A 12549-nucleotide genomic window follows, 5' to 3' on the forward strand; every position below is an offset into this window, starting at 1 on the left:
AGAAATAAGGCGGGGTGTGCCCCCATAACATGAAAGCACACCCCGCCACGTGCCGAGATCAGAAACCTTCGAGTATAAAGTTAACTTCTTTTTCAGCATCGTTAAGCGCTTCTATGACTGTCTTTTGCCCAACTATAACAGCCTGCTGGGCTTCTTTTATAACATCCATAACCCTTCTTTCGTCCTTTACGATAAGACCTCCGCGGGTAAAGACCTTCTGAGTTTCAAGAACTCCAAGGAAAGGGTTGTCAGCATATAGAGGTGGCGCGCCTTTTAACGGGGACATGTATCCTATCGTCTTATTGTAGAAAGTGTTATTTTCAGGGGATATGAGGAATTCAACCCATTTTGCTGCTGCTTTGGGATTTCTCGAACCCCTGAATATAGCCCAGGCACCCATTGTACCGTAAGTTATCTTCTTGTTTTCCTTCAGGATTGGTCCGAATTTCGCATAATCAGCCAAATTAGGATCTTCTGCCAGAAGCTGTGAAACACCCCAGGCATCGGCTCCAAACCACATGGCTATTTCATCGTTGAGGAAGTAATTCGTTGAGAGACCAGCCTGTATGAGATCTTTTGGAGCGTAACCCTCGTCAAACAATAACTTGACAAAGGTCAAAGCTTTAATGCCCGCCCAGCTATTGAAAGCAGCCTTTTTAAGATCAGGAGTGAGGACGTCTCCACCTGCCTGCCAGATGAGTGGATAAAGGGTCATGTTAAGCGTATCTTCCATTGATGCCGGATAGCCAATTGTCCAGATCTTTTCTCCTGTTTTCATCGCGTATTCTTTGACCATTTTGCAGAGTTTGAGAAGGTCGTCCCAGGTTTCAGGAAGCTTGTTGACATCCCAGCCAACTTTCTTGAGAACCCTGAGGTTGTACAAATATCCGACCGTAGAGACAAGAGCCGGTGCTAAATAAACGTGTCCGTTATAGGTTACCGCATCGATAAGGGATTCCGGATACCTTGCCAGAGCTTCCCTGGATAAGTACTTTTCCAGAGGAATGAGAGCTCCACGTGCTGCAAACATCTGAAGGAAGAACTCATTCAGGTATGCCACATCTGGTGGCCTTTTTGCCGCCACAGCCGTAAGAAGCTTCTCTGCTCTTCCTCCCCAGGGAAGAATCTCGACTTTGATTTCAATATCTGGATTCTGTGCTTCAAACTTTTCAATGAGCGGTTTCCAGAGAACTTCCATCTCGTTCGCTAAAAGAGGGAAGTTCCACTGAGTTACCGTAACTTTTGCACCTAATGCCAGCGTTGAGAATATTCCAACCAGCAAAAGGCTTATTAACAGAACGCCAAATTTCTTACTCATAACATACCACCTCCAAAATAGAGTTGAACCTTCTTTCGTGTTTTCATTACCCCACCCATTTACTTAAGATCTATGGCTATCCCCTTGGTGATATATTTTTGGAATAAAACGAATATAACGATCGTTGGTATCAATGCCAATGTTGTAGCTGCCATAGACCAGCTCACGTTCTGACCGAAAATCCCCCTTAAAACCGACATACCGACAGGCAGCGTGTACATATCCGATGTAGTAGTCATGATCAACGGGAAAAGGAACTGATTCCACCACGAGATAAAGAGGAAAATAGCTAGAGTGGCTAAAGCTGGTTTTATCAGGGGAAGAACAACCCTGAAATAGATCTGCATCTCGGATGCGCCGTCAATTTTGGCTGCTTCGATTATTTCGTTCGGGATATTCTGATCGATAAACTGTCGTATCAAAAAAATTCCGAATCCGCTGGAAGCTCCTGAAAGGATGAAAGGCCAATAGGTATTAACCAATCCGAGATAGCTCATTTCAATGAACATGGGTATGATCCATGCCTGAATTGGAAACATCATGAACGCCATAAAAGCCCAAAAGAGAAATTCCTTTCCGGGAAACTCCTTTTTGGCAAAGACGTAACCACCCATAGAAGCCAGAAAAGTGGCACACACGGTAACACTAACGGTGATGATAACACTGTTGAGAAACCATCGAGATAATTTGGAATTTCTTAACACCTGTATGTAATTTTTAAGGGTTAGATCCGTCCCAAACCAATCACCGGGCGACGAAACGGGCTTTGCCTGAAAGGAAACAGATACCATAGCCACAAAGGGACCTGCCATAACTATGGTGAGGATACAAAGGATAACATAGGTTATGATTTTCTCAAATGTCGATATCTTAAACATTCAGATCACCTTCTCCTAAAAAGGGTCTTCTGGAAAATACTTAATCCAAGAATAATAACGAAGAGTATGATAGCCACAGCCGAAGCGTATCCCATCCTCATGTACTTGAATCCGTAGTTGTAGATGTAATAAACCAGCGTCAAGGTCGCTTTCGATGGTCCACCCTGTGTAATGATGTATGTCAGATCGAATAACTGCAGAGCCCCAATGAGATTGATTATCACCACGAACATGGTTATAGGTCTCAGTAAGGGAACGGTGATTTTCCAGAAAACCTTCCAGCGCTTCGCACCGTCAATCTGGGCACTCTCGTAGTAGGATCTTGGTATTCCCTGAAGCCCGGCAAGGAATATCAGCATATTGTAACCAACGATCTGCCATATAGCCACGATGGCAAGCGATGGTAGCGCCCATCTGGTTGATGTTAGCCATGGAATCGACTCAATGCCAAAAATTGCCAGGAATCCATTTATAAGCCCCTGGTCTGTGCTGTACAACGATCGCCAGATCATGGCAACAAAAACTGGTGACGTTATGAATGGGAAGAAAAATAGGGTACGGAATACCTTCATTCCTGGTATATCTTTATTCAAAAGAACAGCAAGTAAAAGTCCAAGAAAAACGGCTGCCGGAACGACGTAGGCTGTATAGAGTAACGTGTTTTTGAACGCTATCCAGAAATTTGGGTCTTTCCACATCCTGGCGAAATTCGCCAGCCCCACGAACCTTGGAGTTTCCACCATAGACCAGCGGAACAGACTCAAACCAAAGGTCCCAAACAGGGGAATAAGCCTTACCAGTATGTACAGAATGATATTTGGAAGGAGAAGCAAATACGCTGCCATGTATTTTTTTGAGCTTATCTTCGTCATTTGTATTCAACCCCTTTGACTCTCCCAGATTTTTTTGCCCAGAGCTTCCAGATGACTTAAGGTCATATCAAAACTCGCTCCAGGTTCATCCGGTACATAGATCTTCCCATCCGTCATGGTGTTCTCAACCAGATCATTTCCCTTGCCGTACCATTTCTCGCTGGCCGCTACATCAGCAGGAAAAACAAATCCTCTGAAAGAAGCCAGGCTAATCAAAAACCTCGCACCCAGCCCGCTTTCTGGCATAGTACCGCCCCAAAGTTTTATTCCGTTGTCTGTGGCAATCTTGTAGATCTTAATGGCTTCCAGCAACCCTCCAACCCGCTGGATTTTTATGTTCCAGATATTGGATATTCCCAATTTCGCCACAAATTCGGCTACTCGCGAGGAAATCAAAGACTCGTCAAGGCAGATCGGCGTCTCTATCCTTTCACCAAGCTCTTTCAGATCTAACAGAGCCTCATAATGTAACGGCTGCTCGTGAAAAAGGCATTTGGCTGCATCCATAGCTTTAAACGTTTCCCACTGATCGAGCTCAAAAGAAGAATTTGCGTCAGTCCACAGAGGAAAATGATCTCCAACTGCCCTTCTGGTTTCTTGAAGAGGCTCCACGTCCCATCCGGGTTTTATCTTTATCTTTATCCTCCTGTAGCCTTCCTGAAGAGATTCCTCCACCTGGTGTATCAGGGTTTCGATCCTGCCATCTTCCGGTATTCCAAGAGCGGCACCCGATTCTATGTAATTATTGGAAGCAAGATATTCTTGTTTTACTCCTAAATTTTTCATTTTCTTCTCTATCATTGCTTTCAAAGATATCTTGTTTTTCTTTGCGATGAGATCCCAGTAAGCGTTCTCCACTCCACATCTCGCGAAGTGGTTACCACGAATCCCGTTTTTGATGAGGTGATTGAACTCTTCAATCGACAAAGGTTCTTTTCCAAGAATCATCGGAAGAAGATGATTCTTCAGGATAACTTTGGTTGTTTCCAGAGTTTCTCCCAGATAGAAGGGTTCTTCAAAAGGAGCTGATTCTCCATAACCAAAAAGGTCACCCTCACGAATCTCCACAACAAGGGATCTTCTCGTATAGCAGGTACCCGAGCTTATCTGGAAGGGTATCTTCATTGGGATTACTATCTCATACAAACTAACGCCATCTATTCTTGCTGATTCAGTTATCATCACTACAGCTCCTTTCAATGCTGTGATCAAATATGTCCAGGAATCTTAAAAGATCATCTACCCTAAAGAGATAACCTTTTTCTTCAAGCCATTTCATTGCAACCAAAAGCCCTTCTTCAGGGTGGAATAAAAGTTTATGTAAAGCTCTCTCAGATCTATTTCCCCTTTTCATCCGGTATTCTTCAAGCGGCAATTGGAAGAAGGTGTGGCACTGCCCATTAGTAGCGCCTCTAAGAGCGTACTCGATCATCATTTTTCCTGAACAAATATTTCCTGTGGCAGAAATGGTAAGCCCTCTCTCTCGAGCTTTTAAGATCTCGTTTTTGAGGGAATCCAGAATGTATAGATTAGTATCGGAGAGGTCGTAGCCTCCGTAAGTCATTCCTTTTTCTTTATCCAATAATCGGTTAAAACATGTCAGGTAATCTATTTCATCGTGGGAATTCAGCAGCTCCTTCAGAATCTTCTTCTGAAATTCAGAACCACGGATGGTGTTGAAAATCTTAACGCCCAAAATTGTCTGTTTCCCAACTACTTTACGAATCAAACGGGGCACTTCCCTGAACCATCTCAGAACGTTCTTTTCATCTTCTGCACCAGGGTTTAGATTAACGGTTGGACTAAAATCTATCTCAAGGATGCAAGGAAGATTACCTTTCACGCTCAAGTAAGCATTTACAATCTGCTGTCCTGTGTACTGATATTCTTCTCTTCTGAATTCTTCATCAACCTCAGGGAGATGGAACTGACTGGAAGCGGCTACTGGAATTCCATTTGCATTTCCCAGAGAGTAAGCCTCTTTGTAAAATTCCAGATACTCCTCAAAAGACTTATCCCAGCCTCTTCCTTTCCACGTAACACTCCAACCCTCTCTTCCCGATCTGCTTCTGATCCTCTCTACCTTCATTCGAGGTCTGCTGACCTTCCATTCCTCCATAGCCGAACTGCCCGCTTCATCCTGAGCGATCACGGTCTTGAGAACCACAAAACCAATCCCGGCCGTTATATCATCTTTTACCTGTTTGATGTTCATCGAAAGCTGTCCGGAAGCTTTACCAAAGGGATTTTTGATCTTTACTCCTGCAAAGGTAGCTGAAAGATCGATTCGGAATTTTTGAAGGATGTACTCTTCAAGCATGAAAGGCATTCCTTCATCTCCGAAACGCTCATAATCTTCGGATACCATCTTCATGAAATCTGAATCGACATCTAAGGTTTCCGGCAGAAGATATACAGCCATCTCAAAGTGCCCCCAATTGTTCCAGAGTTTTGCGAATCCTTTCTTTATCTGTGTCACTAATACCCGGACCGTACGGATCAAACACGCAATCTTCAGGAATTATGTTCATCATCGCCAGCGCTTCTTCGACCCTCTCGATGTAACCTTCCATCGGATCGACAAACAACGCCTCAGCCAAAAGGTCGACCTTTTTCATGATAGAAATAAAAGCAGGATCTTTTTTTAGGTAACTTTCTATCAACTCTTTTTGCAATTGCGGTAATACCGATCCAAGCCCAATCAACGCTGAGCGGGAGCCCCTGGTCAGCGAATAGCCAAACATCCTGTCTTCTCCTGTAATTAAAGCTTTATCGGGGAATCTTTCCAGTACGAATCTGGAAATATCCTGCATCTTTATTACCGAATAAAGCGTGGCCAGCTTGATTCCGACTACGTGATCCATAGAGAGAAGTTTTTCAAGAGTCTCGTAAGAATAAGAGAGCCCACCAGCTTCTTCGTAAAGGTAGAACAGTATGACAGGCAGTCCAATTTGTTCCAATTCTCTATGATAACGAACGATCAGGTCATCATCCTCGCTGAGTTTCTTTAAAGGAACGGGAGGGAAGGCGAGGAGGCAATCTGCCCCACCAGATTTTGCCTCCTCCGCCATCATAAGGAGCTCTTCTATGTAAATCTTTATATCTTCATAATTCAATTCCTTTCTCTTCGAACCAACACCGGCGAAGATCGTCTTTTCAGGTAAGGCTTCTCTCCACAGCTTCAGAATGAAATGTCTTTCTTCACGTGAGAGAAATAGACCTCTACCCGTATGCACCCAGACTGCTACTCCGTCTATCGGCGTTTCTCTGAGATACATTGCAAAATCTTTGTTTGCCTGTATATCAATACTCCCGGTTTTCTTGTTGAAAAGAGTTGGAACCGCTGGGAAAAGCTTTCCATCTAATTCACACATCTACTCTCTTCCTCTCTGTTTCTATTGAACCGCTAACAAGCGCGTAAACTTTTGTGGGACGCCCAGCTCCAATATTTGAGCGCGTCCCCACTACGCGGACTATATCCGCTTTGATGAGTTTTGCGAGTATCCTTCTGGCGGTTTTCGGACTTATTCGCAATATAGAAGCCAGATCAGTTGCCGAAAAATGTTCGTTCAACATCTCAAGAGCTTTCAACGTTCTTGAAAGGTTACTGATAGTGAGCCCTGTTTTTTCTGAAAGTACTGTCAGGTTATTGTCCTGAGTTTCAAGCTCGAAAGATCCTATCCCATTTTCATCGAGCGGTCCTATTACCGTAGTCCCATCGAAGATGTAACAGCCCTTGCCTCCCTTTTTCATTGTGAGCTCAACCGCGTTCATTGCGTACTCTTCAGCCATGGATGCGTTGATTCCGACACCGTAGCCAACGCATACATCGATACCGGTAGAAACCAGAACCTGCGTTCTCAGCGGATCGTGCTTGAAGTTATCCGTATCCAACATGAGCTGTCCGTAGGTTTCAATAAGAATAAAAGAAGACTCCATTCGCGGGAATACCAGCAGGTTCTTTCTGTTCGCATATTCCAGAAGCACATTGTAGATCTTCATCAGGTCTTTCCGCTTCTTCGCTGAATTATTTGAAAGCTCGTTTGGAACGATAACACCAACGACCGTTCTGAGAAGTTCCATTTTATTGCTTTTCATTTCAAGTATCATTCTCTGAAGGGTACCCCTTATGGTGTGCACAGACGGCGTGATGGTAAAGACGGGAATACCTTTGTCTTTCAGCACTTTGTAAGCCGACTTCAAGCAGGTAATGCACACATCGACCTTCTTCTCTCTGAACATCGCTTCATGAAAATCGCAAAAATCCTGGTTGGCATTTGTATTAGGAGAGAATTCTCTAGTGTAAACAGCCTTTACTGGAATTTGAGCTTCGTCGATAATTTCTACAACCTCTGATTCAGCAAGGGTATCGACGGAGATGCTGAATTCTTTTTCTAAATACTGCGGAAATACCCTGAGAACATCCAGCAAAGACATAACAAGCCCAGTGGAACGATAAGGCACATAATCCCACACAACAAGCTGATTTATCTCTGAGGCACAGAGATAATAAGGGATCGGACCTGTGAAGAGGATGCCGTCAAAAAGATGCTGATTGGCTTCTACAATTGCCGGCGCTTCGGTCTCGATCTTATACTCAAGAGGAACAGCTTCTAAATTGCGAAACTCTTTGCTAACTGATACTACTTTTTTCACAAGGTCTTTCGGCCCTATAACTCCTATCTTCATGAGAAAGCCTCCCCATATTTTTGGACATGTCCCTAATTAGCGCATAATTATCTCAGCCTTATGATAGCACATGAGAACAACATATCCAAGGAACAAAGAGAATAGCTATACTGTATTATTTGAGTTTAATTAGGTCTATTTGGAAGTAAACAAGAGTAAGCAGGAATTTGGACTATTCCTCAACATTCAGGGTGAGTTGCGAAATAGTAGTCATCAAGAACAAGGGTAATTCGATCTTTTATAAGGCTTATTGGATCCTTTCTTAGCAAACCGTTTCTGATTTTTTGGTACTGCATCGGCATGAACTGGCTTATAAGCGTTAACGGGATTTCTTTTGTTTCAAGGTTGGTTATCAGCTTATTCACCGCTGTTCTAACCTCAGGAAGATTCCAGTAATACCTCAAGCGATCGAGAAAGCTGTATTTACGGGCTAATCTATTTTCTCTCTCTTCTCCCTGGTAATATTTTTCCCAATGTTTTGGATTGTCAAGCATCGCTCTCTCGACAACTTCAACAAAGTTTGAACAAAGCCCGGGTGTATCATAAAATAACTCTTTTTCAATGCTGCTCAACGCAAAAAAAGCCTCTCTGAGCGCAAATGTTAGAGCTGGCCCAACCTTGAGTATGGCTACACCGTCTTCTACCATTTCTTTCAATGCTTTTGCCGTTTGATAATCTGTCGAGTGACCTTCAAAAACTATATTTGGATGCTTTTTTATCGCCTCAGTAAGTTCTCTCGCTCGATTTCTATCATATTCGAATATATGTTCATTCCCGAATTCTACTCCCGGTTGCACAACAACCGCAATCACCCTTCCCCAGGCTTCATACAAACCATGGTCGAAAAATGCCTTTTTGGTCAACTCAACGGTACGCTCAAAATCCTGAACACTGGTTACATGAATCGATTTACCTTCGTTTTGCGCTCCACCCGGTGGCGGAACATCCGTACCAATAACGTAAACAGGCCGGAGAGAACCGGCGGATTCTTTAAAAGCCCTCTCGGCTTCAAGACAGAGAAGAGCTGTTCTTTCCGCTATAACTTCCGGGTTCAGCGGCTCGTTTTCGTTCCCCGGATCGTCTGCAAGACGCATGCTGGCATCCAGATGAAGCTTGGTAAACCCAGCTTTAGCGTATTCTCGAATCATTTCAATGGCGTTACGCATAGCCTGATCTGACGGCTGACCCTTCCAGGGATTTGGGCCAAGATGGTCGCCACCAAGGATGATTTTATTTTTGGGAAGTCCAATATCCTCAGCGATAGAAAAAACCATTTCTCTGAAATCAGCAGGAGTCATACCGGTGTAGCCACCGAACTGGTTTACCTGATTGCAGGTGGCCTCTATAAGAACCGTTGTCCCTTTCATCTTCGCATATTCCAGAGTGGTTTCAATAACAAATCTATTGGCACTACATACAGAGAAAACCCCTTTGGGTATTCCCTGTTTTTGCAATGAAACAATGTCCTGAAGAGGATGTTTTTTCATTATCCTGGTCCCTCGGTTATGTTTATTCTGAGGCTTTGATATTCCGGAGAAATTCAAAGAGTCTCTCTTCGCTGTATACCTCTTTAGCTGCCAGTATGATCGCACCAACATGCGGTGGTAATGTTGAGGTTTTTATGTAAAAATCTTCGGTTTTATCAACGTAATCCCGAAATCTCTTGTATATATATTCACAGTTGAAAATCCCTCCAGCTACCGCTACGGGAATCGGGATTTCACGGATCTTTTGCTTCACCGTATTCAGGGTGATTAACAGCTCCCGCAACGCTTCATCAAGAATAGCGGTAGCTACTTCATCACCAGCCTTTGAAGCTTCACATACAACCTTTGAAAGTGAGGCAATATAGGTTCGCGAGTTGTCACCTTTGCAATACAGAAGAATCTCTCTGAGATCCGAAACTCTGGCATATTCCTTTATCATTTCGAAAAGAGGTGTTCTCTTACTTATTCTCCCGTCGTACATCTTGAATACCGTCTGGAGCGCTCTTTTGCCTATGTAGTATCCACTGCCCATGTCGCCGGCGTGTTCTCCCCAACCGTCTATCTTGAACACCTCACCCTGACGATTTTTAGCCATGAGCATTGCACCGGTCCCGGCAAGCAGGATAACTCCCGCTCCAAGAGGGTGAGCCCCTTCAAGGGCTAATCTCACATCGTTTACAACCTTTACCCTTTCAGGGATTATCTTTTCAACTAATTGCTTTATCTCCGGATCAAATTCGGGAATATCGCCAAAAACAGGCATTCCAAAACAGGAAAAGGTGAGCTGCTCTCTGGTGATTCCGGCGGCTTCAAGAGCTCTGTCAACAGCATCTCTGAGATTTTCAATCACTTTCTTTCGTGGACGGTTCAAAACGTCGGCTGAATCTGCCCGGCCCGTCCCCAAACATTCACCCGTGCCAGAATAAACTACCGCGAATGTTTTTGTGCCACCACCGTCAACACCAAGAAAGAAGTCATAAGATTTCATCAGAATTTCACAACCTTCGTTAGATGTGTTGGTTTATCAGGATCAAGCCCCTTAGCAACTGCGCGCCTAATACCTATCAATTGCAGAGGAATCACTCTCAGGAACCAATCACCAAAATCATCTTTCTCATATGAAATCTCGATTCCGTTTGTTCCTTGAAATTTTCTATAAGCGATACTGATGACCGTTCCGCCGAGTTCCACGATTTCGTGCGCCATTTTTTCTTCTTCCTCATACAATTTTGAATTTGCAAGGATGACCGCCAGTGAATTCGCTTTGATCTTCGATTTCGGACCGTGTCTGTACTCCAATGTCTGGTAGCAGTCAACATCTGAAAGAGATGTCTCGGTAACCTTTATAACCCCTTCCATTGCCGCACTGAAATACTCATCATAACCAAGAAAAACAAAGTGCTCAAATTTTCCGGGATTCAACTTATCAAAAAGAGCTTCCGCATCATCAAGCACCTTTTTAGATAGTTCCGGGATCTCTTTCAAATAACTCTCTAAGTTTTCACTTGAAAAGAGATCTTTTGCCAGCGCAGAAATAAGAAAAGCCATGGAGGTGAATGATTTTGTCATGACTATGGATTTTTCTTCGATAAAATCCATCTCTACAGTAACATCCGCCACCCGCGTCATTGTACTGCCGGGTTCGCAGGTAACCGCAGCTATATAGGCTCCATAATCTCTCGCCTTTTCTAGCGCCCCAATCGTTTCAGATGATTCACCGGAACGTGAAAGTCCTATCAGGAGTGAATCAGCAGGAAGTTTGCTTAGCCCAAACATTATCTCGGAACCACTGTAATAATTCGATCTGATTTCTCCATCAGACAGACGGTTGAAGTGTCTGGAAAGCCCCATCGCAAGATAGTAAGAAGAACCACAACCCACAAAGTTGATCTCTTTCGGCTTTTTATCCAGAATTAAATCTTTTAGTTTCTGAATTACTTCTGGATACTTTTCACTGAGTAATCGATGCTTCTCTGGCTGCTGTCTTATTTCATCGAGTGTTTGCATGTCTATTACCTCCCCGATCCATAGAGCTTTTCTTTTCGATATTCTTCCATGTTTATAACCTTATTATTCAGTCTCGATTCTTCAGCCGCAAATGCCATTAGATGACTTTCCAGGGAATCCATTGCTGAGGTAAGTGTACCTTCATATTCTTCGTTCGAAAGCATCTCAACGAAAGCATTCATCATATGGTAGTCTGCCCCGTTGTGCCCACCTATGCCTGGATCTTCTATCTTTATTACTTCTGGCTCTTTACCAAAACGGGTTACTTCCAGTTCATTCTTTTCAAAGTGTCCACGAATTTCTCCCATGGTTCCGAAAACACGTATTGTTCGCGAAATCTCTCTAGTAAACGCGGATAATGTGAAATTAACCATCACATCTTTGCCAAAAGTCATTGAAACCACCTGATGGTCGACGACATCGTTATCACACGCATATACACATCTACCGTAAGGTCCTTCGTTCAATGCCTTCAATCTACCTTCATACGATAAATCCGTTGAAATCACATTGACAGGCCAATCTACATTATCGCCAAGGTATATCTTAATGGCAGAATAAGGACACTCTTTCTCCACCAGACAACCCTGCGTACATCTTTCTGCAGCCCCTTCAGGCATGTTTTCTCTCCTGAAGTGGGACAACTCGCCAAATGAGGAAATGTAGGTGCATTTTTCGCCCACCAGCCAATAAAGGAGATCCATATCGTGACACGATTTCGTCAGAATTATCGGTGCTGTTTCCTTAGAATTTCTCCAATTACCACGAACAAAACTGTGTGCCATATGAAAATATCCGATGTTCTCTTTATGCTCTATACCCATAATCCTGCCTATGATGCCGGAGTGCATCAGTTCTCTGAGTTTCGAAAAAAACAGTGAATAACGGAGCACATGGCAAACCATAACTCTTTTTCCGTACTTTTGAGATGCGAGGGCTATTTTTATGGAACCTTCAAGGGTTCTATCCATAGGTTTTTCAAGAAGTATATCGTATCCAAGTTTCATAGCTTCTATGGAAGGTTCTACATGAAGGTCGTCCATCGTTGCTATTATCGCACCATCTGCTATTTTCCCTACGGAAAGGAGATCTTTCCAGTCTTCAAAGCGTCTGGCTTCAGGTATTTCCAGTTCGTCAGCCAGACGGTTTCTCTTTATCGGATCCGGTTCAGCTACCGCTACTATCTCCAGTTTGTGTGGATTATTCTTCGCATATGCGCCAAAGGCATCTCTTCCTCTGCTTCCAGCGCCCATCAGTACTGCCGTAACTTTACTCAAAAAGAGCACCTCCTCAAAGAG

The 12549-nt window shown here is 43.6% G+C and carries 11 protein-coding genes; all 11 read right to left on the reverse strand.

The window, feature by feature from the left end; translation table 11 throughout:
- Window positions 1-58 precede the first annotated feature (58 nt).
- The 11 genes from KOLE_RS03445 to KOLE_RS03495 all read right to left on the reverse strand — a co-directional run bounded on the left by KOLE_RS03445 (window position 59) and on the right by KOLE_RS03495 (window position 12537).
- Window positions 59-1318 (reverse strand): ABC transporter substrate-binding protein, encoded by a 1260-nt coding sequence (locus KOLE_RS03445; RefSeq protein ID WP_015868061.1) that lies wholly within the window; start codon window positions 1316-1318, stop codon window positions 59-61.
- 59 nt (window positions 1319-1377) lie between these two features.
- Entirely contained in the window at window positions 1378-2196 is an 819-nt protein-coding gene (locus KOLE_RS03450; RefSeq protein ID WP_015868062.1) for a carbohydrate ABC transporter permease, read from the reverse strand.
- Window positions 2197-2201: 5 nt separating this feature from the next.
- Window positions 2202-3068 carry a carbohydrate ABC transporter permease gene (locus KOLE_RS03455; protein ID WP_015868063.1) on the reverse strand — a complete coding sequence of 289 codons (867 nt, stop codon included), beginning with the start codon at window positions 3066-3068 and terminating at the stop codon, window positions 2202-2204.
- Between the two features lie 6 nt (window positions 3069-3074).
- A complete protein-coding gene (menC, locus tag KOLE_RS03460) occupies window positions 3075-4250 on the reverse strand; it encodes an o-succinylbenzoate synthase (protein ID WP_015868064.1) in 1176 nt (391 codons plus the stop codon).
- Window positions 4240-5490 carry a beta/alpha barrel domain-containing protein gene (locus KOLE_RS03465; protein WP_015868065.1) on the reverse strand — a complete coding sequence of 417 codons (1251 nt, stop codon included), beginning with the start codon at window positions 5488-5490 and terminating at the stop codon, window positions 4240-4242. The genes menC and KOLE_RS03465 overlap by 11 nt, the downstream gene beginning before the upstream one ends.
- Window position 5491: 1 nt before the next feature.
- Window positions 5492-6442 carry a dihydrodipicolinate synthase family protein gene (locus KOLE_RS03470; RefSeq protein WP_015868066.1) on the reverse strand — a complete coding sequence of 317 codons (951 nt, stop codon included), beginning with the start codon at window positions 6440-6442 and terminating at the stop codon, window positions 5492-5494.
- Window positions 6435-7757 (reverse strand): helix-turn-helix domain-containing protein, encoded by a 1323-nt coding sequence (locus KOLE_RS03475; RefSeq protein ID WP_015868067.1) that lies wholly within the window; start codon window positions 7755-7757, stop codon window positions 6435-6437. Before KOLE_RS03475 ends, KOLE_RS03470 begins: the two co-directional genes overlap by 8 nt.
- A 179-nt stretch (window positions 7758-7936) precedes the next feature.
- Window positions 7937-9244, reverse strand: coding sequence for a D-tagatose-bisphosphate aldolase, class II, non-catalytic subunit (locus KOLE_RS03480; RefSeq protein WP_015868068.1), 1308 nt, complete (start codon window positions 9242-9244; stop codon window positions 7937-7939).
- A gap of 22 nt (window positions 9245-9266) precedes the next feature.
- A complete protein-coding gene (locus tag KOLE_RS03485) occupies window positions 9267-10232 on the reverse strand; it encodes an N-acetylglucosamine kinase (protein WP_015868069.1) in 966 nt (321 codons plus the stop codon).
- Window positions 10232-11251, reverse strand: a complete 1020-nt coding sequence (locus tag KOLE_RS03490) for an SIS domain-containing protein (protein WP_015868070.1) — start codon at window positions 11249-11251, stop codon at window positions 10232-10234. The genes KOLE_RS03485 and KOLE_RS03490 overlap by 1 nt, the downstream gene beginning before the upstream one ends.
- 5 nt (window positions 11252-11256) lie before the next feature.
- A complete protein-coding gene (locus KOLE_RS03495; protein ID WP_369816070.1) occupies window positions 11257-12537 on the reverse strand; it encodes a Gfo/Idh/MocA family protein in 1281 nt (426 codons plus the stop codon).
- Window positions 12538-12549 lie beyond the last annotated feature (12 nt).

It is taken from the genome of Kosmotoga olearia TBF 19.5.1, assembly GCF_000023325.1.
Taxonomy (GTDB): Bacteria; Thermotogota; Thermotogae; order Petrotogales; family Kosmotogaceae; genus Kosmotoga; species Kosmotoga olearia.

Bases quoted from the DNA above. Each gene is read 5' to 3' on its own strand.
- KOLE_RS03485 (WP_015868069.1), bottom strand. From the start codon at position 10,232: ATGAAATCTTATGACTTCTTTCTTGGTGTTGACGGTGGTGGCACAAAA.
- KOLE_RS03490 (WP_015868070.1), bottom strand. From the start codon at position 11,251: ATGCAAACACTCGATGAAATAAGACAGCAGCCAGAGAAGCATCGATTA.
- menC (WP_015868064.1), bottom strand. From the start codon at position 4,250: ATGATAACTGAATCAGCAAGAATAGATGGCGTTAGTTTGTATGAGATA.
- KOLE_RS03475 (WP_015868067.1), bottom strand. From the start codon at position 7,757: ATGAAGATAGGAGTTATAGGGCCGAAAGACCTTGTGAAAAAAGTAGTA.
- KOLE_RS03445 (WP_015868061.1), bottom strand. From the start codon at position 1,318: ATGAGTAAGAAATTTGGCGTTCTGTTAATAAGCCTTTTGCTGGTTGGA.
- KOLE_RS03450 (WP_015868062.1), bottom strand. From the start codon at position 2,196: ATGTTTAAGATATCGACATTTGAGAAAATCATAACCTATGTTATCCTT.
- KOLE_RS03470 (WP_015868066.1), bottom strand. From the start codon at position 6,442: ATGTGTGAATTAGATGGAAAGCTTTTCCCAGCGGTTCCAACTCTTTTC.
- KOLE_RS03480 (WP_015868068.1), bottom strand. From the start codon at position 9,244: ATGAAAAAACATCCTCTTCAGGACATTGTTTCATTGCAAAAACAGGGA.
- KOLE_RS03455 (WP_015868063.1), bottom strand. From the start codon at position 3,068: ATGACGAAGATAAGCTCAAAAAAATACATGGCAGCGTATTTGCTTCTC.
- KOLE_RS03465 (WP_015868065.1), bottom strand. From the start codon at position 5,490: ATGGCTGTATATCTTCTGCCGGAAACCTTAGATGTCGATTCAGATTTC.